At 76.7% G+C, this 22,301-nt stretch carries 16 protein-coding genes; 8 read left to right on the forward strand and 8 right to left on the reverse strand.

The genetic code is table 11. The features are described from left to right. Positions 1-12 precede the first annotated feature (12 nt). The 3 genes from FHU37_RS20280 to FHU37_RS20290 all read right to left on the reverse strand — a co-directional run bounded on the left by FHU37_RS20280 (position 13) and on the right by FHU37_RS20290 (position 4,083). Complete coding sequence (locus FHU37_RS20280; RefSeq protein ID WP_179815556.1) at positions 13-2,406, reverse strand: YhgE/Pip domain-containing protein; 2,394 nt, start codon at positions 2,404-2,406, stop codon at positions 13-15. Then, complete coding sequence (locus tag FHU37_RS20285; protein ID WP_179815557.1) at positions 2,393-3,124, reverse strand: ABC transporter ATP-binding protein; 732 nt, start codon at positions 3,122-3,124, stop codon at positions 2,393-2,395. Before FHU37_RS20285 ends, FHU37_RS20280 begins: the two co-directional genes overlap by 14 nt. A gap of 305 nt (positions 3,125-3,429) precedes the next feature. Beyond that, positions 3,430-4,083 (reverse strand): TetR/AcrR family transcriptional regulator, encoded by a 654-nt coding sequence (locus FHU37_RS20290; protein WP_179815558.1) that lies wholly within the window; start codon positions 4,081-4,083, stop codon positions 3,430-3,432. Positions 4,084-4,162: 79 nt separating this feature from the next. Here FHU37_RS20290 and FHU37_RS20295 point away from each other — a divergent pair, with 79 nt between their 5' ends. Next, positions 4,163-5,098: a threonine/serine dehydratase gene (locus FHU37_RS20295; protein WP_179815559.1), complete on the forward strand. Its 936-nt coding sequence runs from the start codon at positions 4,163-4,165 to the stop codon at positions 5,096-5,098. A gap of 135 nt (positions 5,099-5,233) precedes the next feature. On the opposite strand, the gene FHU37_RS20300 is transcribed toward FHU37_RS20295, so the two are convergent. Continuing rightward, positions 5,234-6,028, reverse strand: a complete 795-nt coding sequence (locus FHU37_RS20300) for a TetR/AcrR family transcriptional regulator (protein ID WP_179815560.1) — start codon at positions 6,026-6,028, stop codon at positions 5,234-5,236. A gap of 103 nt (positions 6,029-6,131) precedes the next feature. Here FHU37_RS20300 and FHU37_RS20305 point away from each other — a divergent pair, with 103 nt between their 5' ends. From FHU37_RS20305 to FHU37_RS20320, 4 genes are all read left to right on the forward strand, one after another. After that, on the forward strand, positions 6,132-7,781 hold the full coding sequence (locus FHU37_RS20305; RefSeq protein WP_179815561.1) for an FAD-dependent monooxygenase: 1,650 nt from the start codon (positions 6,132-6,134) through the stop codon (positions 7,779-7,781). Between the two features lie 377 nt (positions 7,782-8,158). After that, positions 8,159-8,521 (forward strand): DUF6504 family protein, encoded by a 363-nt coding sequence (locus FHU37_RS20310; RefSeq protein ID WP_179815562.1) that lies wholly within the window; start codon positions 8,159-8,161, stop codon positions 8,519-8,521. Between the two features lie 196 nt (positions 8,522-8,717). After that, positions 8,718-9,317: an SAV_6107 family HEPN domain-containing protein gene (locus FHU37_RS28480; protein WP_179815563.1), complete on the forward strand. Its 600-nt coding sequence runs from the start codon at positions 8,718-8,720 to the stop codon at positions 9,315-9,317. Further along, positions 9,314-13,123, forward strand: coding sequence for a DNA polymerase III subunit alpha (locus tag FHU37_RS20320; RefSeq protein ID WP_179815564.1), 3,810 nt, complete (start codon positions 9,314-9,316; stop codon positions 13,121-13,123). The genes FHU37_RS28480 and FHU37_RS20320 overlap by 4 nt, the downstream gene beginning before the upstream one ends. 62 nt (positions 13,124-13,185) lie before the next feature. Here FHU37_RS20320 and FHU37_RS20325 read toward each other — a convergent pair whose 3' ends face one another. After that, positions 13,186-13,422 carry a hypothetical protein gene (locus FHU37_RS20325; RefSeq protein ID WP_179812181.1) on the reverse strand — a complete coding sequence of 79 codons (237 nt, stop codon included), beginning with the start codon at positions 13,420-13,422 and terminating at the stop codon, positions 13,186-13,188. A 343-nt stretch (positions 13,423-13,765) separates the two neighbouring features. Here FHU37_RS20325 and FHU37_RS20330 point away from each other — a divergent pair, with 343 nt between their 5' ends. From FHU37_RS20330 to FHU37_RS20340, 3 genes are all read left to right on the forward strand, one after another. Further along, positions 13,766-14,536 carry a methyltransferase domain-containing protein gene (locus FHU37_RS20330; RefSeq protein WP_179815565.1) on the forward strand — a complete coding sequence of 257 codons (771 nt, stop codon included), beginning with the start codon at positions 13,766-13,768 and terminating at the stop codon, positions 14,534-14,536. 132 nt (positions 14,537-14,668) lie between these two features. Next, positions 14,669-15,973 (forward strand): DNA polymerase IV, encoded by a 1,305-nt coding sequence (dinB, locus tag FHU37_RS20335; RefSeq protein WP_179815566.1) that lies wholly within the window; start codon positions 14,669-14,671, stop codon positions 15,971-15,973. Between the two features lie 318 nt (positions 15,974-16,291). Further along, a complete protein-coding gene (locus FHU37_RS20340) occupies positions 16,292-16,705 on the forward strand; it encodes an SCO2097 family morphological protein (protein ID WP_179815567.1) in 414 nt (137 codons plus the stop codon). Positions 16,706-16,923: 218 nt separating this feature from the next. Here the strand turns inward: FHU37_RS20340 and FHU37_RS20345 are convergent, their stop codons facing one another. From FHU37_RS20345 to FHU37_RS20355, 3 genes are read right to left on the reverse strand one after another with little or no spacing between them, the layout of a single operon-like run. Next, positions 16,924-19,572 (reverse strand): transglutaminase TgpA family protein, encoded by a 2,649-nt coding sequence (locus FHU37_RS20345; protein ID WP_179815568.1) that lies wholly within the window; start codon positions 19,570-19,572, stop codon positions 16,924-16,926. Further along, positions 19,569-21,089, reverse strand: a complete 1,521-nt coding sequence (locus FHU37_RS20350; RefSeq protein ID WP_179815569.1) for a DUF58 domain-containing protein — start codon at positions 21,087-21,089, stop codon at positions 19,569-19,571. The genes FHU37_RS20345 and FHU37_RS20350 overlap by 4 nt, the downstream gene beginning before the upstream one ends. Then, on the reverse strand, positions 21,089-22,126 hold the full coding sequence (locus FHU37_RS20355) for an AAA family ATPase (RefSeq protein ID WP_179815570.1): 1,038 nt from the start codon (positions 22,124-22,126) through the stop codon (positions 21,089-21,091). The genes FHU37_RS20350 and FHU37_RS20355 overlap by 1 nt, the downstream gene beginning before the upstream one ends. Positions 22,127-22,301 lie beyond the last annotated feature (175 nt).

Raw genomic sequence — 22,301 nt, forward strand, 5'->3', positions numbered from 1 at the left:
GGCGGTCCGAGGTCACAGCGTCAGCTCCGGGTGCAGGCGCTTGACGCTCCACGTCCGGCCACGGCGCGCGGCGACGGTGGTGAGCGCCAGGGCACCGAGCAGGAACGCGGCCAGCACCGCGCAGTCCGTCCACAGCCGGCCGGTCACCCCCTCGGTGAGCAGCCGGCGGGTGCCCTCGACGACGTAGGTCATCGGCAGGTAGGGGTGGATCGCCTGGAAGAAGCCGGGGCTGGTCTCCACCGGGTAGGTGCCGCCGACGGAGGTCAGCTGGAGCATCAGCAGGGCCAGCCCGAGCAGCCGGCCGGGCGCCCCGAACCGGGCGTTCAGCCACTGCAGGACGGCCGCGAAGGTGAGCGCCGCCAGGGTGAGGAAGGCTGCGGTGGCCAGCGGGGCCGCGGCCCGCAGGCCGATCGCCCAGTGCAGCACGGACAGCAGCGCCAGCACCTGGAGCACGCCCACCGCGGCGGCGGGCAGCCAGCCGGCCAGCGCCGCGCGCCAGGCCGGCACGTTGGCGGACAGCAGCCGGGGGCTCAGCGGGCGCAGCAGCATGTACGACACCATGGCCCCGACCCAGAGCGCCAGCGGGACGAAGTAGGGGGCGAGCCCGGTGCCGTAGGTGGCGGCCGGGTTGAGGGACTCGCGGGCCAGCCGGACGGGGTCGCTCATCACGTCGCTGCGGGCGTCCCGCTCGGCCTCGTCGTAGTCCGGGATGGCGTCGGCGCCCTGGTGCAGGCCCTGGCTCAGCTCCTCGGCGCCGCCGCTGAGTTCGGCCAGCCCGCCCTGCAGGGTGAGCGCGCCGTCGGAGAGCCGGTACAGCCCGGAGGACAGGGTTCCGGCGCCGTCGTGCAGCCGCCCGATGCCCTGGTCGAGGCTGCGGGCACCGCTGAGCAGGGCGGGGGCGCCCTCGTGCAGCGCGGCGGCCCCCTGGGCGACCTGGTCGGCGCCGTCCCGCAGCTGGTCGAGCTGTTCCACGCGGTCGTGCAGCGCGGCGTAGGGGTCGGGGACCGCGGCGATCTCCTCGGCGACGGCCGCGACGGCGTCGGCCTGCTCGGCCAGTTCGGTCAGCCGGCCGGCGCGGTCGTCGAGGTCGGCGGCGACGGCGGCGGTCGCGTCCGCGGCGTCCGAGGCGGCGGCGCGGGCGGTGTCCAGGGCCGCGCAGCCGGCGGCGTCCAGTCCGGACGGGGCGGCGGAGGCGGTGGGGGCCGTGGTGGGGGACTGCTGGTCGGGCGTGCCGGCGCCGTCACCGGCGGTCTCCCCGTCGGGGGTCCCTTCCTCGGCGGCGGCCCGGGCGGCGGACTCGGCGGCGGTCTGGTCGGTGGCGGGCTCGGCCGTCGTGGCCCCGCCGTTCGCGGGCCGGCTGTTCGCGGGCCGGTCGACGGAGGCGAGGTCGGTGCCGGTGGCCGGACCGGTCGGACACTGCTCCCGGTACAGCTCCTCCAGGGTGTCCCGGGCCTCGGCCGCCCGACCGGCCGCCTGGTCGGCGTCCGCCGGCAGGTCCTCGGCGCCCTGGGAGACGGCCTCGGCCGCCTCGGCCACCAGCCGGGCGCCCTCGCGGATCTCGTCCCCGTGTTCGCGCAGCGCTGCCCCGTACTCCTGCTCGACGCCGTCCGCCGTCTCGGCGATCGCCCGGGTGCCTTCGGCGACCCGAGCGGCCCCGTCGGCCAGCTGGCCGGTGGCGGCGTCGAGTGCTTCGAGGCCGTCGACGAGCTGACCGCTGCCCTCCTCGGCGTCGCCGAGGCCCGAGTCGAGCTGCTCGGAGCCCTCCCGGGCCTCGGCGCTGCCGTCCGCGAGCGCCGCCGACCCCTCCTCGGCGTCCGCGCTGCCGTCCGCGAGCCGGCCCGCGCCGTCGGCCGCCTCGGCGGTGCGGTCGTGCAGGTCACCGAAGGCGACGAAGATGTTGTCGTAGTAGTCGTGGGAGGCGCTGGCGGAGGCCGCCGCGCGGATCTCGGAGAACACGCTGCGGGAGATCTGGCCGACGATGTAGTTGTTGGCGTCGTCGGTGGCCACCCGGATCGTGCCGGCGCGCGGGTCGTCGCCGGAGGCGGAGGCCAGCGAGGAGCTGAAGTCGGCGGGGATGGTGAGGGTGAGGTAGTAGCGGCCCTCGCTCAGCCCTTCCGCGGCGTCCTCGGCGTCGGTGCGCCGCCAGTCGAAGGTGGCGCTGTCCTCCAGCCGTTCGGCCAGCTCCGCCCCGGCGGCCACCCGCTCGCCGTCCGCCTCGGCCGGGCGGTCCTCCACGACCAGCGCCACCGGGAGGCGGTCCAGCCTGCCGTAGGGATCCCAGAAGGACCACAGGTAGAGCGCGCCGTAGAGCAGGGGCAGCAACAGCAGGGCGACCAGCGCGGCCCGGGGCAGTCGTCCGCGGGTGAACCGCTTGATCTCCAGGGCGGCGAGTCTAGGCGCGCGCACCGGTGGCCTCCTGGGCGCTCGGGGTGGTGGGGGTGGTCGGGGTGGCGGGGGCGAGGCGTACCAGGAGGTCCGCCGTGCCGCGCCACTCGGCGGCGTCGCTCCGGGCGACGACGACCGTGGTGCCCTCCGCCCGCGCGGCCTGGAGGACTCCCAGCGCCGTGGCGCGGTCGGCTGGGGGCAGCGGATCGAGCACCGAGTCGACGCAGAGCAGTCCGGGCCGGGCGAGCAGGGCCGCGGCGGTGCCCAGCCGGAAGGCGTCCAGGGCGTCGAGCCGGTGTGCCGGGGTGCGTTCGCTGAGTGGCAGCCGGTCCGGCTCCAGGCCGACCAGTCGCAGCGCCCCGGCCACCCGCCGGGCCCGGTGGCGGCCGGGGAGGAGCCGCTCCCGCATCAGCTCGTGGACGGTCAGCGCCGGTTCGGGATCGTTGACGCCCGGAACGGGCCCGAGCGCGGCGATCCGCCGCACCGCGCCCGCGCGCTTCGGCAGCGGGTGGCCGCCGATCCGGGCGGTGCCGGTGGTCGGGCGCATCCGTCCGGCGAGGGTCAGCAGCAGGCAGGTGCGCCCGGAGCCGGGTGGCCCTTCGACGACGACCAGGGCGCCGGGTGGGGCGTCGATGTCGATGTTCCGGTACACCCAGCCGCGCGGCCCGCGCAGTCCGAGTCCTTCGGTCTGGACACGGACCCCGCGTGCGGCGTGGTCGTCGCTCCCCGCCTCGTTCACCGCTGACTCGTCCCTCCATTTTTGAACTGACTGGTCAGTTCAAATAGTAGGGCGTGGGGAGGGAGGGGCGTGAGTCGGGGAGGCCGAGGGCCTTCGGTGGGGGAGGAAGGGGGGTGCGCGAGGAGGGGGAGGCGAGGGGGAGTGGCTGGTGGGAGGGGAGGGGCGAGGCGGCATGGCCCCCGCTCCGAAAGCTCCCCAACCCCCGGTAGGGGGGCGCGAAGGCCCCCTTTCTCAGGATCCCATCGGCGGGCCCCTCCCCGGCAGCCCCCTCCGCGGACCTGTGGACAACTCCGGGAACCGGCCGCTCAAACCTGGTGCCCGTGCTCCTCCGCCACCCGGGAGACCAGGGCGCGCAGGCCGTACTCGAAGGCGGCGTCCCCGGCGATGGCGTTCACCACGGTGTCCAGCGAGCCGGCGAGGTGGGGGAACTCCTCCGGCGGCAGGGCCGCCAGCGCAGTGCGGGCCTCGCGGCGCGCCCCCTGCGGGTCGGCGTGGTCCACGAAGGCGGCGCAGCCGAGGGTGTGCAGGTACACGGCGCGGTAGGCGGTGATGGCCGCCGTCTCGTCCAGGCCCCGCTCGCGCAGCAGCTCCAGCGCCCGCTCGGTCAGGCGCATCGCGCCCGGCGTCAGGAAGGGCCGGCCCAGGCGGACCCGGGTGAGCACGGGGCGGGCGGCCAGGGTGCGGTACAGCCCGCGGAAGAGGTCGGCGAACCGCCGCTCCCACGGTTCCCCCGGCGCCGGGTCCAGCGGGAGCTCCTCCAGGGCGCGGGTGACCATCGCGTCCAGCAGTTCGTCGCGGGAGCGGACGTGCCGGTACAGGCCCATGGCGCTGACGCCCAGCTCGGCGGCGACCGCGCGCATCGTGACGCCCTCCAGCCCTCCGCGGTCCGCCAGCGCCAGGGCGGCGTCGGCGATGCGTTCCACCGTCAGCGGCGTCTCCCGGTTCCGTGGCGTTCCCATGCGGAACACCGTACGCTACAGGCTTGTTTACATCGTACGCTACGGCGTAAACACGTGGCCTTCGGTGAAGGAGCCCTCGATGATCAGCTCAAGCGACGTCCATGCCGCCCGTTCCCGGACGGCCGGTCACGTGCGCACCACGCCCACCGTCGCGCTGGACGGCGGCGGCCTCGCCGGGCCCGCCTGGCTGAAGCTGGAGTACCTGCAGCACACCGGCTCGTTCAAGGCGCGGGGCGCCTTCAACCGCCTGCTGGCGGCGCGGGAGCGCGGGGAGCTGACCGGCGCGGGAGTGGTCGCCGCCTCGGGCGGGAACGCCGGCCTGGGCGTCGCGTACGCCGCCCGCGCGCTGGCCGTGCCGGCGGACGTGTTCGTCCCCGTGGCGGCGCCCCGGGTGAAGGTGGAGCGGCTGCGCCGGCTGGGTGCCACCGTCCACCTGGTGGGAGAGCGGTACGCGGAGGCGTACGACGCCGCGCTGAAGCACCAGGCCGACAGCGGGGCGTTGTTCTGCCACGCCTACGACCAGGTGGACGTCTGTGCCGGGCAGGGCACGGTGGGCCTGGAGCTGTGGGAGCAGACCGGCGGGGTGGACACCGTGCTGGTGGCGGTGGGCGGCGGCGGGCTGATGGCCGGGGTCGCCACGGCGTTGGCCGAGCGGGGCGCGCGGGTGGTGGCGGTCGAGCCGGTGACCATCCCGACGCTGCACGACGCGCTGCGCGCCGGCCGTCCGGTCGAGGTCGCGGTGTCCGGGATCGCCGCGGACTCGCTCGGTGCCTCGCGGGTCGGTGACATCGCCTTCGCGGTGGCCCGCGACACCGGGGTGCGCTCCGTGCTGGTGCCGGACGAGGAGATCGTCCGGGCGCGGCGGGCGCTGTGGGAGGAGCGCCGCGTGGTGGTCGAGCACGGCACCGCGGCGGCGCTGGCCGCGTTGACCGGCGGGGCCTACCGGCCGGCGGACGGCGAGCGGGTCGCCGTGCTGCTCTGCGGCGCCAACACCGACCCGGGCGACCTGGTCTGAGTCCGTGGCCGGCGGCGGGACGCCCCGCCGCCGGTCGCGGTGTCGGACCAGGTCAGCTCGGAGCAGGTCGGGTGCCGGACCAGGGATGGGCGTCGGACCGGGGCGGGGGCGGAGCCGGTCGGGAGCCGGACCGGGTCAGGGGGTGGTGGGGCGGTCGGCGGTGCCGGAGGGCTCGGCCGCCGGCGGGGCGTAGGCGGTGATCCCGGCGATGAAGACGTCCAGCGCGAACTCGAAGTGCTCCACCGCGTCGCCCCCGCGCATGGCCGGACGCAGCGCCGTCAGGTGCGGCAGGCGGTCGGCCGGCAGCGAGTCGAGGTAGTCCTCGATCTCGCCGATCCGGCGCGTCGCCTCCTCCTGGCCGGCCTCGCCGCTCGGCCACAGGCTTGCCTCGTAGGCGTAGGCCGTGCTGTACAGCGCGAGGGCGTCGCTGGCCCGCAGGGCGACGTGGTCCGGGAAGCCGGCCGCGCGCAGGATGCCGAGCGTCGCGTCCATGATGACCAGCAGTCCGGGGGTGGTCGGGATCAGCGTCCGCATCAGGATCTGGGCCGTTCCCGGGTGGTCCAGCAGCACCTGGGTGGTCGCCAGGGTGACTTCCTTGAGCTGTTCCCGCCATCGGCGCGGATCCGGCTCGGGGGCCCGCACGTCCTTGAAGACCTCGTCGAGCATCAGCTCGTGGAGGTCCTGCTTGTCGCGCACGTGCGCGTAGAGCGACGCCGGCCCGGTGTTCAGCGCCTGGGCGACGCGTCGCATGGTCACCGCGTCCAGGCCCTCCTCGCCCATGATCCGCAGGGCCGCCGTGACGATCGCCTCCCGGGTGAGCTGCTGCCGCGGCCTGCCCGGGCCGCGCCGCCAGGGCGGCGGTGGCAGGTCGGGGAGGCCGTCGGAGCCCGGGGTGGGCCGCCGGTCGCTGGGCGGGGGCGGTGCTGCCATGACGAACACCTTACTTGTCGCGAACGTCGTTCGGTAGTAGAACGGTGTTCGTTGACGAACGTCGTTCGTCAAGCGAACGCGATTCGAGAGAAGGGTGTCGACGATGACCACCACACACGGGGGCGAGGACGCGGACGCGGCCTGGGACGAGCGGGTGCCGGTCCTGATCGTGGGGGCCGGGCTGGCCGGGACCTCCACCGCGATGTTCCTCGGCCTGCACCAGGTGCCGTCGCTGCTGGTCGAGCGCCACCCCGGCACGTCCAACCAGCCCAAGGCGCGCGGGCAGTCCTGGCACACCATGGAGGCCCTGCGCATCGCCGGCGTCTCCGAGCGGGTGCGCGCCGCCGGATACGACGTCGACCGCGGCATGCCCATCGTGATCGCCCGCAGCGTCACCGGGCCGCGGCTGCACGAGGTGCTGCCCGAGCGGTGGCCGGACTGGTCGCACATCACGCCGGAGCGGATGGGAATGGCCAGCCAGGAGCGGGCCGAACCGATCCTGGCCGACCGCGCCCGGGAACTCGGCGCCGAACTGCGGTTCTCCACCCGCCTGGAGACCTTCGAACAGGACGCCCACGGCGTCACCGCCGTGCTGCGCGACCTGCGCACCGACGCGGTGAGCCGGGTCCGCGCCGACTACCTGGTGGCGGCCGACGGCTGGCGCGGCGGGATCCGGCGGCGGCTCGGCATCGGCACCCACGGGCGCGGGACGCTCGAACACTCGGTGGCCGTGGTGTTCGAGGCGGACCTCCGGCAGGCCCTGGCCGGCCGCGAGTTCGCGCTGTTCTACCTCCAGAACCCCGAACTGGGCGGCGGCTCCGGCGCCTTCGTGACCACCGACACCCCCGGCCGCTACGTGGTGACGTTCGGGTACGACCCGGACGCCGGCGGCGGCTACGCGGACGTCACCGACGAGTACTGCCTCGCCCAGGTCCGGATCGCGCTGGGCGTGCCCGACCTGGAGGTCGAGCTGGTGGACCGCGCTCCCACCGGGCTGGCGCACCGGATCGCGGACCGCTTCAGCTGCGGCCGGGTGCACCTGGTCGGCGACGCCGCGCACACCATGCCCCCGCACGGCGGCCAGGGCGGCAACACCGCTGTGATGGACGGCTTCCACCTCGCCTGGAAGCTCGCCGCGGTGGTGCGCGGCCACGCCGGAGCGGCCCTGCTGGACAGCCACGACGCCGAGCGCCGCCCCTACGGCGAGCTGATCGCCGGGCAGCAGTACACCAACATGATCCACCGCGCGGCGCCGCACCTGGCCGACGGCACCGAGGACGCGCCCGTCCCGTGGGAGCGGCTGCTGCTCGGCTACCGCTGTGCCGCCGGCGCCGTGGTGCCCGAGCCCGACGAGGACGGCGCGCTCCACGAGGATCCGGCCCGGCCGACCGGGCGCCCCGGCTCGCACGCCCCGCACGTGTGGCTGATCCGGGACGGGGAGCGGCTGCCCGTCCTCGACCTGCTCGGCCGGGAGTTCGTGCTGCTCACCGAGTCCGCCGGGTGGGCCCGGGCCGCCGACGAGGTGGCCGGCCGGCTCGGCGTGCCGCTGCGGGCCGTGCTGATCAACGGGGAGGGCGGCCCGGCCGACCCGGAGGGCCGGTGGCGGCGGGCCTACGGAGTGGGCCCGGACGGGGCGTCGCTGGTGCGCCCGGACCGCCTCATCGCCTGGCGGTCGCCGGGGGCCGGCGGCGCCGACGCCCTGGGCGAGGCGCTGTGCACCGTGCTGCGGCGCGGGCCCCGGAACGCCGCCTGATCCTCCTCCCGGCTGCGCCGCCCCCTCGCGCGCCGCGTCCCCCGCTCCCGAGTCCGCCCCGCCCCGCGCCCCGCGACAGGCCCGTCCGTCGCGGGGCGCGGGCGTTCGGGGGTGGTGATCACCGGGCCACTGTCAGTGGCGGGGAGGACGATGGAAGCGTTCGGGATCCGGCTCAACCGAGTTGTTCGAACGGGCAGTTGGAGTGCCGGAGGGATGCTCCGCCGCAGGTCGCGGCGGGTATCCCGTTGACGGGGACGGCTGCGGCGGGGGTACTCTGAATGTGTTCGAACCGGTGTTCGAACAATTGGTGGTCGGCCGGACAGGTGTGGGGAAGCACCGGTCCGGCCGGCCTCCGGCTTGGCGGAAGGAGGAGGCAGGTGGCACGTATCGCGGCCGATCCGGTGGAGGTCCGCAGCTCGCACGGGCGCCCGGAGTACTTCCTGTGGCGGGACCGCCTCTACGCCGTGCGCGGCGTCCTCGACCACTGGAAGGAGAGCGGTGCCTGGTGGCGCGACCTGGCCGGCGCCCGGCCCGCCACCCCCGCCGACCAGCCGGCTGCCGACCCCGGCGCGCCGCTCGCCCACGGCACGGCACCGGAGGCGCCCGCCCCGATCGACCGCACCGAGCGGGAGGTCTGGCGGGTGGAGGCCAGCCCCGGCCGGTACGCCACCCCCGGCGTCTACGACCTCAGCCTCGATCCGGCACGGGGGCGCTGGACGCTCACCCGCACGGCCGACTGACCACCGGCCGCACGGCGGCACCCCCGGGAGCGCCCGCAACGGCGCCGGACAGCAGCCCGGACGGCCCGGACGGCTCGGACAGCACCACCCGAACACGCGGAACGGAACCTCGGAAACGACCCATGACCCCACCGAACTGACCGGATGCCGCCCGAAGCGGAAGACCAGGGCCGATCCGGGGGAAGCGAGACCTCCCATGCCCGGAACCACGACCCGCCGATTCGCCGACAGCACCCACCCCGGCGCCGCCGCCCGCCTGCCCAAGGCCCGGGCGCACGCCCCCGAGCCGCGCCCGGCCGCCACCGGCCGCCCGGCGCACCGCCCGTCCGCCCCCGCCTCGCCGGTCGCCTCCGGTCTGCTCGCCCACGCCCGCCGCATCCTGGCCCGGGCCGAGGCCGCCGAACTGCCCGAGGAGCGCTACGCCGCCGCGCACTACGCCGCGCTGCGCACCGCCGCCGCCGTGCTCTCCGCCACCACCGGACCGGGCGCCGAGGCGGGCGGCACGGTCCGCCGCCGTCGCCCGGCCATCCGCAGCGCCTGGGAGATGCTCCCCGAGGCCGCCCCGGAGCTGGCCGGCTGGGCCGCCGTCTTCGCCGCGAGCGCCACCAAGCGCGCGGTGGCCGAGGCCGGCGTCCCCGGCTCCGCCACCGCGCGGGAGGCCGCCGAACTGCTCCGGCACAGCACCGAGTTCCTCCACCAGGCGGAGGACCTCCTCGACCTCCACCCGCAGCCCGAACTGCCCGAGGCACCCCCCGACCCCGACCCCGCCGGCCCCGCCGGCCGCCCCGTACCGTGACCGCTCCCTTCGCCCACCTCCACGTGGCCTCCGGCTTCTCGCTCCGCCACGGCGCCTCGCTGCCGGAGGCCCTGGTCGTGCGCGCCGCCGAGGCCGGGCTGGACCTGCTCGCGCTGACCGACCGGGACGGCCTCTACGGGGCCGTCCGGTTCGTCCAGGCGTGCACGGCGGCCGGCATCCGGCCGGTGCTCGGCGCCGACCTCGCCGTCGAGGAGGAGGACGAGCCGGGCGGCCGGGCGGACGGCGGGCGCGGTCCGGCCGACCGCGCCGCCGCGCGCCGCGCCGGACACGCCGCGGCCCTGGCCGCCGCCCGTGGCCCGGCCGATCCCGGCCCGGCGCGCGGCGGGCGCAGCGTGGACCCCCGGCTGCCCCGGGTCACCGTGCTGGCCCGGGGCCGCGCCGGCTGGGGCGCCCTGTGCCGGCTGGTCAGCGCCGCCCACGAGCGCGGCGCACGGCGGCTCACCGCCTCCGGTGCTCGGCGCCACCCCACCATCACCCCCGAGCTCGTCGGCCGGGTCGCCGCCGCGGCCGGCGAGGGATCCCTGGTCGTGCTGCTCGGCCCGGACTCCCCGCCCGGCCGGGCGGCCGCCGCCCGCGGCACCGAGCGGGCGCGGGCGCTGCTGGGGCACTGGCGGCGGGCCGCCGCCCCCGCCGAGGTCGTCGTCGAGGTGGTCTCCCACCTCGGCCCGCCCGGCCTGCCCTACTCCACCGGGCACGCCGCCCGCATGCTGGGCCTGGCACGGGAGGCCGGCCTGCCCGCCGTGCTGACCAACCAGGTGCGCTACGCCCGCCCCGAGGACGCCCCGGTCGCCGACGTGCTGGACGCCGCCCGCCGCCTCGTCCCGCTGGACCTGCGGCACCGCGACCGGGTCAACGCCGAGGGCCACCTGAAGGACAGCGCCGCCATGGCGGCCGTCGCCGAGGAGGTGGCACGGGCCGCCGGCACCGCCGGGGACGCCCCCCGGCTCCTCGCGGCCACCCGCCACCTGGCCGAGTCGCTCGCCCTGGACCCGCTCGCCGACCTGGGCATGGGCTCGCTGCACATGCCGGAGCCGTCCGTGCTGCTGGGCGGCGCCCACGTGCCCGGCGGGCCGGAGGGGCAGCGCCTGGCCGCCGCCGAGCTGCGCCACCGCTGCGAGGCCGGCCTGACCCGCCGCTACGGATCCGCCCCCGCGCCCGCCGTCCTCCACCGGCTCGACGAGGAGCTGGCGCTGATCGACCGGCTCGGCTACCACGGCTACTTCCTCACCGTCGCCGAGGTCGTCGACCTCACCAGGGCCATGGGGGTGCGCTGCGCCGCGCGCGGCTCCGGCGCCGGCAGCCTGGTCAACCACCTGATCGGCATCTCCCAGGTGGATCCGATCCGGCACGGCCTGCTGATGGAGCGCTTCCTCTCCGACCGCCGCGCCGCCCTGCCCGACATCGACCTCGACGTCGAGTCCGCCCGCCGCACCGAGGTCTACCGGGCGGTGCTGGACCGCTTCGGCGGCCGGCGCTGCCTGTGCGTGTCGATGCGCGAGACCTACCGCGCCCGGCACGCCATCCGGGACGTCGGCGCGGCCCTCGGCCTGCCCCCGGAGGAGATCGACGCCGCCGCCAAGGCGTTCCCGCACATCCCCGCCCGGGAGGTCCGCGCGGCCCTGCGCGAGCTGCCCGAGCTGCGCTCCTCGCGCTTCGGGGACGCCGCCGGCGGGGCCTTCCCGGTGCTGTTCGACCTGGTGGAGCGGCTGGACGGGCTGCCCCGGCACATCGCGCTGCACCCCAGCGGGGTGCTGCTGTCCGACAGCACGCTGCGCGACCGCACCCCGGTGGAGGACAGCGCGGCCGCCCCGCCGCTCGGCCCGTTCCCGATGAGCCAGTTCGACAAGGACGACGTGGAGGAGCTGGGGCTGCTCAAGCTCGACATCCTCGGCGTGCGGATGCAGTCCGCGATGGCGCACGCGGTCGCCGAGGTGGCCCGGGTCGGCGGGGAACGCGTCGACCTGGACGCCGTGCCGGACGACGACCCGCGGACCTTCGAGCTGATCCGCTCCACCCGCACCCTGGGCTGCTTCCAGATCGAGTCGCCCGGGCAGCGCGAGCTGATCGGCCGCTTCGGCCCGCGGACCTTCGAGGACCTGATCGTGGACATCTCGCTCTTCCGGCCCGGTCCGGTCAAGGGCGACATGGTCACCCCGTTCCTCCAGGCCCGCCAGGGCTGGGAGGCCCCCCGCTTCCCGCACCCGGACCTGCGCGCGGCGCTGGCCGAGACCGAGGGCGTGGTGGTCTACCACGAGCAGGTGATCCGGGTGATCGCGGTGATGACCGGCTGCGACCGGGCCCGCGCCGACGAGGCCCGGCGCGCGCTCGGCAAGGCCGAGGGGCAGGAGCGGGTGCGGGACTGGTTCTGCACCGAGGCGGACCGCCGGGGCTACGACCGCGCCACGGTCACCCGGGTCTGGGAGGTGCTGGCGTCCTTCGGTTCCTTCGGCTTCTGCAAGGCGCACGCGGCGGCCTTCGCGGTGCCGACCTACCAGTCGGCGTGGCTCAAGGCGCACCACCCGGCCGCCTTCCTGGCCGGCGTGCTCACCCACGATCCGGGGATGTACCCGAAGCGGCTGATCCTGGACGACGCCCGCCAGTTCGGCATCCCGATCCTCGGCCTGGACGTCAACCGTTCCGCCGGTGAGTACCGGGTGGAGGAGGTGGCGGACGCCGCCGCCGAACAGCGGGACGCGGCCGAGGCCGGCGCGACGGAGGACGGCGTGGCCGAGGACGGCTGGTCCGGGACGGGGCGGCTGCTCGCCATCCGGATCGGACTGGCCGACGTGAAGGGCATCTCCGAGGCGGAGGTGCGCCGGGTGGTGGAGCGGCGGGCGGAGGAGCCCTACCGCTCGCTGGAGGACTTCCAGCACCGGGCGGCGGTGTCCCGCCCGGTGCTGGAGCGGCTGATCCTGGCCGGGGCGCTGGACTCGCTGCACGGCATCGGCCCGGAGGACACCCCCGGGCCGGACGGGCTGACCCGCCGCGACCTGCTGCTGCGGGTCGGCGAGACGGCGCGCGGCGGTGCCGGCCGGCGCCGGGCGGAGCAGGGCGGCCAGCTGTCGCTGGCCATGTCCGCGGAGCAGCTGCTGGCGGCGCGGTCGGCCCGGGGCTCCGGACCGGGCGGCCCGCCGGCGCGCTCCGGGCTGCCGTCGATGACCGCCGGGGAGCGGGTGCGGGCGGAGCTGGAGGTGCTCGGCCTGGACGTGAGCCGGCACCTGATCGACTTCTACGGGGCCTTCCTCGACGAGCTCGGCGTCACCCGGGCCCGCGACCTGCACCGGGCCCGAAACGCCTCCGAGCACCTGGTGGCCGGGGTGAAGGTGGCCACCCAGACCCCGCCGGTGCGCTCCGGCCGCCGGGTGGTCTTCGCCAGCCTGGACGACGCCACCGGCCCGGTGGACCTGGCCTTCTTCGACGACATGCAGGAGCTGGGCGCCGCGGCGACGGTGTTCCACTCCTGGCTGCTGCTGGCGCGCGGGGTGGTACGGCGCACCGGGCCGCGGGGGCTGTCGCTGCGGGCGACCGGCTGCTGGGAGCTGACCGGGCTGCACCGGCTGTGGCGGGAGCAGGGGATCGAGGCGGTGCGCCGGCTGATCGACACGGCCCCGCGTCCGGAGCGGGAGACCGCCGAGGAGCGGCGCCGCCGGGTGCTGGTGCACCCCAGCGGCTTCCGGCAGTCCCCGTACGCCGACCTCGTCCCGCCCGGGGAACCGGTCGGCAACCTGCGGCACCACCTGCCGAAGGGCCGCCTGTGGCATTCCAGTCCGGGCAGCGCCGGGTGACCCGGGCCGGGTGTCGCCGGGCGCGGTGAGGGGCCGGGCCCAGCGGTGAGCGGGCCCCGGGCTCAGCCGGAGCACTGGGCGCGTTGGGACTCCTGCCACTCGCAGACCGGGCAGAGCGGCATCCCCGGCACCGAGGCCGGGAACTCGGTGGGCTTGCCGCAGAGCACGCAGTCCGCGCGTGGCCCCTGTTCGTCGCCCGCCTCGGCTCCGACAGCGTCCCGGGGGCCGGGACGGGTGGTGGGGGTCGCCGGGGCGCAGTAGGGGGCCTCGGCGGCGGTGGCGTTCTCGCTCTCGTCCATGCCCCCATGATCCCTCTCCCCGGTGCACCCGCGCGGCCCGGCCTACGGGGCCGGCCGCCGGCCCGCGAGGGCCCCTTGTGTTCACACGAGCCACAGGGATCCCAGAAGTCACACGAGACCTATAATCGAACACAAGTTCCATGCGGGTTGTTCTTCCCCCTCCCACATCGGACGTCTCCGTCGTGAACCCACGACCGAAACGCGACCGAAGTAAGGAAGGCGAGGGAGTGACCGCTCCGACTCCCCACAGGTGCGACACCACCCCGGTGACGGACGCGCGGCGGCGGGTGAGGCGCCCCGTACAGTTGGGGCGTCAAGGCAGCCCGCGCCGAGGAGTAGACCCGTGTTCGACCGTCCCCGCCCCGGCTCCCTCCGCACCGCCGTGGTCTGGGAGGTGCTCAAGGAGGCCCTCGAACGGCAGGCGGCGATGGGCGGTGGTCCCGCCGAGTCGGACGAGGCCGTGCTGCACGTTCTCGACACCGGCGGCGGCACCGGCACCTTCGCCGTGCCCGTGGCCCGCCTCGGCCACTGCGTCACCGTCGCCGAGCCCAGCCCCGACGCCCTCGCCGCGCTCGACCGCCGCGCCGCGGAGGCCGGCGTCACCGACCTGGTCCACGGGGTCCAGGCGGACACCGGCGGCCTGCTCGACGTGGCCGAGCCGGAGAGCGCGGACGTGGTGCTCTGCCACGGCGTCCTGGAGTACGTCGACGACCCCGCCGCGGCGCTGGCCAACATCGCCACGGTCCTCCGTCGCGGCGGCACCGCCAGCCTGCTCACGGCCAACCGGCACGGCACCGTGCTGGCCCGCGCCGTCGCCGGGCACTTCGCCGAGGCGCGCGGAGCCCTCACCGATCCCGACGGCCGCTGGGGCGACGCCGACCCGCTGCCGCGCCGCTTCACCGTGGAGGGCCTGTCCCGGCTCGTCTCCTCGGCCGGCCTGCGGGTGGGCGCGGTGCACGGCATCCGGATCTTCTCCGACCTCGTCCCCGGCTCCCTCGCCGACACCGACCCCGGCGCGGCCGAGGAGCTCCTCCGGCTGGAGCGGGCCGCGGCCGAGCAGCCGGCCTTCCACGCCATCGCGACCCAGCTGCACCTGCTGGTCCACCGGGACTGACGCCCCGACCGGCACCGGTCCGTCCGGCGCTGGTCCGTCCGGCACCGGTCCGTCCGGCGCCGCCGGGTGGCCCGGCCGCCTGCCCGGGAACGGCAGGCCCGGCGGGCACGGCGGGAACGCGGGGTGGGCGCGATGAGCCCGCGCACCACCCCCCGCCCCGCCGTCCCCACGCTGCCCCCGCGCGCCGCCGGCCACTCCGGGGCGCCCGGCGGCCGACGGCCGCCGGTGCCGTCCGGCCCCCTGCCCACCGTGATGCACGTGGACATGGACGCCTTCTACGCCTCCGTGGAGCTGCGCCGCCGCCCCGACCTCGGGGACCGGCCGCTGATCGTCGGCGCCACCGGTCCCCGGGGCGTGGTGCTCAGCGCCAACTACCCGGCCCGGGCCCGCGGCGTGCACGCCGCCCAGCCGGTCTCCCGAGCCCGCCGGCTGTGCCCGGACGCCCTCGTGGTCGCCCCCGACCCGGAGGAGTACGCCACCGTCTCGGCCGGCGTGATGGAACTGCTGCACGCGCTGTGCGCCCGCGTCGAACCGCTCCCGCCCGACGAGGCCTTCCTCGACCTGCGCGGCCTGCCCGGCGTCGGCGGCCGCGCCGACCTGCTCGCCTTCGGCGAACTGGTGCGCGCCCGGATCGCCGACGAGCAGGGCATCCCCGCCTCGGTCGGCATCGCCGCCAGCAAGCTCGTCGCCAAGACGGCCGCCAGCCGGGCCAAACCGGACGGCCTGCTGCTGGTCGAACCCGCCGAGACGGTCGCCTTCCTGCACCCGCTGCCGGCCGCCGCACTCCTCGGGGTCGGCCCCCGCACCGAGGAGCTGCTGGCCCGCTACGGGCTGCACACCGTGGGTGAGATCGCCCACACCCCGCTCGGCACGCTCCGCCGCATCCTGGGCGCGACCGCCGCCGACCGGCTGCACGAGGCCGCCTGGGGACGCGACGACCGGCCGGTGGTCCCCGAGCGGAGGGAGCGCAGCGTCGGCGGCGAGCACACCTACCCGCGGGACGTCGACGACCCCGAGGTGATCCGCCGCACCCTGCTCGCCCTCGCCCAGCGCACCGCCGCGACCCTGCGCACCCACGAGGCCCGCGGTCGCACCGTCGTGCTGAAGATCCGCTTCGCGGACTTCACCACCATCACGCGCTCGCGCACCCTGCCGCGCCCCACGGACCTGGCCCACGAGCTGTACGCCCAGGCCGTGGCGCTCTTCGCCGGCCTCGGACTGCAACGAGCCCGGATCCGGCTGACCGGGCTCCGGGTGGAGGGTCTGGTGCACGGCGAGCAGCCCGAGCAGCTGCCCATCGACGGCCTCGACGGGGGCCGCGCGGGCAGCCCGGACACCCGGTGGCGGCAGGTGGAGCGGGCCATAGACCGGGCCGCCGAGCGCTTCGGGCGGGACGCCGTGCGGCCGGCCTCGCTGCTCCGCCGGCCGCCCGGTTGACACGCCGGTCGAACGCCCGGCTGACCTGCCCCGCGGCCCGCCGCGGAGGTGCGCCGGATCCGGTCCTCCACGGCGGCCCCGTCAGCCCGTTCGGCGCCTTATCATCGGAAGCCACCGGGGGTATGAGACCCCGGTGGGCGGGGAAGAGTTTCGAACATCGGTACCGCCGGTGGCATCCCTTCGCGTGTCGGTGGGGCGGGCGCCGGCGCGCCGTGGTGGCGATGTCCAGCGGGGCGGGTTTTACGCGGGCGATTCCCTGCCTATCCTGAAAGGGGTCGCACCAGGTCGCCCCCTGCGACCGACGAGTAGGAGGACTCCGTGCCGCTCTCGGAGCACGAGCAGCGAATGCTCGAGCAGATGGAGCGAGCTCTGTACGCCGAAGATCCCAAATTCGCGTCAGCGCTCGATGGAAGCGGGCTGCGCACCTACACCCGTCGGCGGGTCTACCAAGCGATCGCGGGGTTCGTGCTCGGCATCGTCCTGCTGATGACCGGCATGGTCGTGCAGTCCGTCTGGTGGATCAGCGTGGTCGGCTTCCTGATCATGCTCGGTTGCGCCCTGCTGGCCGTCACCGGCTGGCGCCGGGGGCCCTCCGGAGAGGGCGAGGGCGAGGCCGGCGGCGGTGCCCGATCAGGCCGTCCCGGCCGCGGCCGGGGCGGGCGGCGCGAGCGCCAGGGCTTCGTCGACCGCATCGAGCAGCGCTGGCAGCGCCGGCGCGACGAGCAGAACTGAGCTGAGCCGCGGTCAGCGGACCGCGCTCGGCATCGCCACCACCCACCCCCTTTGAGTCCGCACACCTCCGGAGGTCCGCCCCCGCTACGGCGGCCCGGCGACCGAACCACCGGAGCGTGGTCCTCCACTCCTGACGGGCCCCGTTCCCTCCCAGACGCACACGACGTCCGGGAGGGAACGGGGCCCGTCGGCATGCCGCCGGCGTCCGGCGTCCGGCCTCAGGCGGGCTCGGCCGGCTTCCCGGAGCCCCCGGGCCGCGCCGCGTCCCGCCGCAGCGCGCGGCGCAGCCGGCCCAGCCACGCCTGGCGGGCCGCGGCGAACCGGTCCGCCGCCTCCCGCAGCGTCCGCGCCGACGAGCGCGGCAGCAGCACCGCCCGCACCCGGGTGCCACGGCCCACCGAGGCCAGCATGCCGGCGCGGATCCGCTCCACGTCCTCGGTCAGCGGCCCCAGCCGGTCGGCCAGGCCACGCGCCGATGCCCCGTAGCTGGCCTGCTCCGTCGCCCGGACCAGCCGGTCCACCGCCGCGCCGTAGGCGTCCGATCCGGCCGCCGCGCCGGCCGGCCCCATCGAGGCCCACCGGCGGCCGGCGTCCCGCGGCGTCTCCTGCGGCCCGGGCGGACTGCCCAGGTCCCAGGCGCTGTCGGAGACCTCACGCCACAGCTGCAGCACCTGTCCGCGCAGCCGGCGCTCCTCCGCCACGGCCTCGTCCGCCCGCGCGGCCGCGCCGGCGGCCGTGAGCGCGCCGCCGAGCCCCGGCCCGGCGCCCGCGCCGCCGCCGGCCCCGCCGCGGGCCCGCCGCCCGCGCCACCGCGAGCCGAGCCGCGAGGCCCACCGCGGGCCGGAGGCGGCCGAGCCCAGCCGGCTGCGCCGGGCCCGCAGCCGCAGCAGCATCGGCGCCACCGCCAGCGCCACGGCCAGCACCGCCGCCAGCACCGCCAGCACCGTGCCGAACGGGAAGGCGCCACCGCCGCCGCCGCTTCCCGCGCCGGCCGGCTCCGGCACGCCGCAGTCGCCGCGCTGCTGCCGCTGGACGTCGCAGTCCGGCGAGGCCGAGGCGGACGCCGACGCCGACGGCAGCGGCTGGCTCTCGGCCGGCGCCCGGGTGGAGTCCGGCGCCGGGTCCGTCTGCGGCTCCAGCGACCAGTCCGGCGGGTTGCCGCGGCTCGGCGTCGGCTCGAAGCGCACCCACCCGGCGCCCTCGAAGTACAGCTCCGGCCAGGCGTGGGCGTCGCTCACCGCCACCGTGTAGTCCCCGGAACCGGTCGCCGTGCCCGGCACGAAGCCGACCGCCACCCGTGCCGGGATGCCCAGGTGCCGGGCCATCGCCGCCATGGTGGAGGCGAAGTGCTCGCAGTAGCCCTCCCGGCCGTCCAGGAAGCGGGCCATCGCCTCCCCGCCGGTGCCGCCGTCCACGGCGGTGCTGTACTCGAACTCCCCGGAGCGGGCGAACCACCGCTCCAGGGCCACGGCCCGCTCGTAGGCGTTCGACGCCCCGGCGGTCACCTGGTCCGCGTACTCGCGCACCACCTCGGGCAGGTCGTCGGGGAGCGCCAGGTACTCCCGCCGGATCTCATCCGGCGCGGGCCCGGCCCGACGCAGCTGCTCGCCGGTGGGCTCCACCTCGACCATCCGCACGCCGTAGGTCTCGCCGCCCACGTGCATGCCGTTCTCGCCGATCACGGTCCGCCCGGCCGGCTCGAACCGCCAGCGGTCGGGCTGGGAGACCCACACCGCCGTGGCCGGGTAGGGCATCGGCAGCCAGCCCTGCTGGTACCAGGGGGCGGCGGTGATCTCCACGGTGGCGGGGTTGGTGGAGACCTCCTCGGCGTCCAGGCCGGCCGGCGCCGGCAGGTCGTCCGGGTTCGGCGGCCAGCGGGTCGGCGGCAGCCGTTCCACCGGGCGGTTCGACGGGGTCCACGCCTGCCCGTCGAACTGGTCCAGCGCCACGATGCGCAGGTACATCTCGGTGTTGCGGACCTCCCCCTCCAGGAACCGGTACCGCAGCGCCGTGCGGTGGTCGTTCTGGGTGAGGTTGTCCTTCATGGTCACCATCGGGTTGACCGCGGTGATCGTTGAGCCGGTGCCGCCCCCGGAGCCGCCCCGCGGCCCCTGGAGGAGTCCGTCCCCCGGCCCGGGCACGGCGAGCGGCAGCAGCACCGCCGCCACCACCGCGCCCACCGCCAGCAGGCCGCCGCGCGGGCCGGCCCCCACCGGCCGGGGCTCGCCCGGGCCCGGCGTGCCGGCCAGCAGGGTGCCCCAGCGGGCCGACCGGCTGCGGGCGTCCTGGAAGAGCAGCAGCAGGTAGCCGAAGGCGCCGGCGGCGAAGTAGCCCCAGCGGGAGCCCACGTCCCCGGCGATGCCGGCGACCACGGAGTGCACCGCCAGCAGCGGCAGCCCGGCCAGCGCCGGCCGGGACCAGGTCACCGCGAAGGCGTCCACGGCCAGCGCCACCACGCCGAGGCCCACGGCCAGCAGCAGCCCGATGCCGGGCGTGGCCGGGGCCGGCACGGCGTACAGCCGCACGTCGGCCGAGCCGGCCGACAGCAGCTCGCCCAGCACCGGCAGCGTCCCGCCCTCCGGCAGCAGCCCGAGCGCGCCGGTGCCGGGGGCGAACAGCTCCGCCACCACGACCAGCCCGACCAGCAGCTGCACCACGGGCACCAGCCCGAGCCCGAGCCGCGGCACCGGCGCGGGGAGCGCGCCGAGGGCGGCCCGGGCCGCCATCCCGGACAGGGCGAGCGCCGCGACCACCAGCACCACGTCGCTGAACCAGACCCGGCTGTCCAGCAGCGGCACCAGTGACAGCGCGTTGAGCAGCACGGCCAGCGCCGCGATCAGCGTCATCCGCGCCCCGGGGCCGCTCACCGCACGCCTCCGGCGGCGGTGCCGGCGGCCGGCCCGGCCGCCGCGCGCGCCGGATGGCCGGCGGCGTGCCGGTCCGCGCCGCCCCACAGCGACGCGAAGTCCGCGCCCCGTCGCACCGGCACCACCGTCCACCCCCGATCGGCCAGCATCGGCACGGACACCTCGTCGCCGAGCAGTTCGGTCATGGCGGGTGCCGGCGCCGGCCCCGCCTCGTGCCAGGTCTCGTCGTCCAGCGTGAAGGCCACCGAGCCGGCGCAGTGCCGGCGCAGCGCCGCCACCTGCTCGGCCCGCTGCTCGTCCAGGGTGCCCAGCAGGGCGATCAGCACGCCGTTCGCGCCGCCGGAGCCGGACCGCAGCACCTCCTCGACCCGGGCGAAGCCGGTGCCGTCCGAGGGGGTGATCACGGCCAGGGCGTCCAGCAGCGGGTCGGCGAGCTCGCCGGGGGCCAGCGGCCCGGCCGTGCCGGGGGCGCCGTGGCCCTCGGGCAGCAGCGGGCCGGCGTCGGTGAGCAGCCGCACGGTCCAGCCGCCCGCGGTCAGGTGGGCGACGGTGGAGGCCGCCGCGGAGACCAGCCACTCGAAGGAGGAGTCCGGGCCGGTGCCGCGGTGGGCCAGCGCCCGGGTGTCCAGCAGCACGGTGCACTGCCGGTGCCGCGGCTGCTCCTCCCGACGGACCATCAGTTCACCGTAGCGCGCGGTCAGCCGCCAGTGCACCCGGCGCAGGTCGTCGCCGTGCCGGTACTCGCGCGGCACCACGTCGTCCTCGCCGACCGCCGCCATGGCGTGCTCGCGGCCCTCCCCGTATCCGGAGCCGTCGCCGTCCAGCCGCACCGGCGGCAGCGGCTGCACCCGGGGCAGCACGGTGAGCAGGTTCTGGTGGCTGAAGGAGCGGACCATCTCGCTCATCCCGAACGGGTCGGTCATCCGCACCTGCAGCGGGCCGACGGCGTAGCGGCCGCGCAGCGTCGGCCGCAGCCGGTAGACGACGTCGCGCCGCTGGCGCGGCCGGACCTGGTCCAGGGCGAAGCGCGGGGCGGCGCCCAGGCTGGGCGGCACCTGGTCCTGCAGCATCAGGGTGCCGCTCGGCGACCAGGAGACGTTCTCCACGGCCAGGTGCATCCGGGCCTCCTGGCCGGCGCTGATCCGCGCCGGCCACAGCGAGCGGGCCGCGGTGATCCGGTGCCGGGTGGCGTACACCGACAGCGCGCACAGCAGCGGCAGCACGGTGAGCAGCACGCCGATCCGTACCAGGTCGTCCTGGCCGAACAGCCAGGCGCAGACCACGGAGGCGAGGCCGGCGGCGACGAAGGCCCGGCCGCGGGTGGTGAGCAGGGCGGTCAGCCGGGTGCCGCGCGCGGTGGCGACGGAGGTCTCGCCGGCGGTGGTGGGTCCCTGCCGCGGCTCCCCGGCGGCGGCCGGGGCCGGGGCGGGGGACGGGGCCGGGGGAGGGGGAGGGGGGCCGCCGGGCGGCGGGGACGCCGTCCCCGCGGGTGGGGGAGTGGGCGCCGGGCGCTCCATCAGCGCCCCCGCGTGCTCGCGCCGGTCTGGGCGGCCGGGCCGAACGCCGACGGCGCGGGGGCGGGCGCCATGCCGTTCGGCACCGGCACCCGGTTCAGCAGGTCGTACATCACCTGCTCCGCGGAACGGCGCACCAGCTGGCTCTCCGCCGAGGGGAGCAGCCGGTGCGAGAGCACGGGCACGGCCAGCGCCTTGATGTCGTCGGGCAGCACGTGGTCGCGGCCGTCCAGCGCGGCGGCGGCCTTGGCGGCGCGGACCAGGTGCAGGGTGGCGCGCGGCGAGGCGCCGAGCCGCAGCTCCGGCGTGGTCCGGGTGGCGCCGACAACCGCGACCGCGTACGCCGCCACGGCGGGGGAGACGTGCACCGCCCGCACCGTCTCGATCAGCTTGAGCATGTCGTCGGCGTGCGCCACCGGCCGCAGTTCGTCCAGCGGCGAGGCCCCGCCGTGCACGTCCACCATGCGCAGTTCGGCGTCGGTGGAGGGGTAGCCGAGGGAGATGCGGGCCATGAAGCGGTCGCGCTGGGCCTCGGGGAGGGGGTAGGTGCCCTCCATCTCCACCGGGTTCTGGGTGGCCACCACCATGAACGGCGAGGGCAGCGGGTAGGTGGCGCCGTCGACGCTGACCTGCCGTTCCTCCATGCTCTCCAGCAGCGCGGACTGCGCCTTGGGGGAGGCCCGGTTGATCTCGTCGCCGATGACGATCTGTGCGAAGACCGCGCCCGGCTTGAACTCGAAGCCGCCCGTGCCGCGGTTGTAGATGCTCACCCCGGTGATGTCCGAGGGCAGCAGGTCGGGGGTGAACTGGATGCGGTTCACCGAGCAGTCCACGGAGCGGGCCAGCGCCTTGGCCAGCATGGTCTTGCCGACGCCCGGGACGTCCTCGATCAGCAGGTGGCCCTCGGCCAGGAAGACCGTCAGGGCCAGCTGGACGGCCTCCGGTTTCCCCTCGATCACCGAGGCGACCGAGTCGCGGACCCGCGCCACCGTCGCTCCCAGGTCGTCCAGCCGTACCGCGCCGCCGTCGATGGTGGTCACCTGGGCCCTCCCGCCCTCAACATGTTCCCGCCCGCGGTGGTGGGGGCTGGTCGGGGGTGGGTCGGGGTCGCCCGATCCGCCCGTGCCCGCCGTACCGCTCCCCGCATTGTTGCCCGACCGACGCCGTTCCGTCACTCGGCGGCCGGACCGGCCGCGCTCCCCGGCGGCGCGCCGC

Origin of the sequence: Allostreptomyces psammosilenae (genome assembly GCF_013407765.1) — a bacterium.
In the GTDB taxonomy this organism is placed as follows: Bacteria; Actinomycetota; Actinomycetes; order Streptomycetales; family Streptomycetaceae; genus Allostreptomyces; species Allostreptomyces psammosilenae.

Excerpts from the sequence above, each read along its gene's own strand:
- FHU37_RS20295 (WP_179815559.1), top strand. The coding sequence starts at position 4,163 with ATGATCAGCTCAAGCGACGTCCATGCCGCCCGTTCCCGGACGGCCGGT.
- dinB (WP_179815566.1), top strand. The coding sequence starts at position 14,669 with ATGAGCCCGCGCACCACCCCCCGCCCCGCCGTCCCCACGCTGCCCCCG.
- FHU37_RS20290 (WP_179815558.1), bottom strand. The coding sequence starts at position 4,083 with ATGGGAACGCCACGGAACCGGGAGACGCCGCTGACGGTGGAACGCATC.
- FHU37_RS20350 (WP_179815569.1), bottom strand. The coding sequence starts at position 21,089 with ATGGAGCGCCCGGCGCCCACTCCCCCACCCGCGGGGACGGCGTCCCCG.
- FHU37_RS20325 (WP_179812181.1), bottom strand. The coding sequence starts at position 13,422 with ATGGACGAGAGCGAGAACGCCACCGCCGCCGAGGCCCCCTACTGCGCC.
- FHU37_RS20300 (WP_179815560.1), bottom strand. The coding sequence starts at position 6,028 with ATGGCAGCACCGCCCCCGCCCAGCGACCGGCGGCCCACCCCGGGCTCC.
- FHU37_RS20305 (WP_179815561.1), top strand. The coding sequence starts at position 6,132 with ATGACCACCACACACGGGGGCGAGGACGCGGACGCGGCCTGGGACGAG.
- FHU37_RS28480 (WP_179815563.1), top strand. The coding sequence starts at position 8,718 with ATGCCCGGAACCACGACCCGCCGATTCGCCGACAGCACCCACCCCGGC.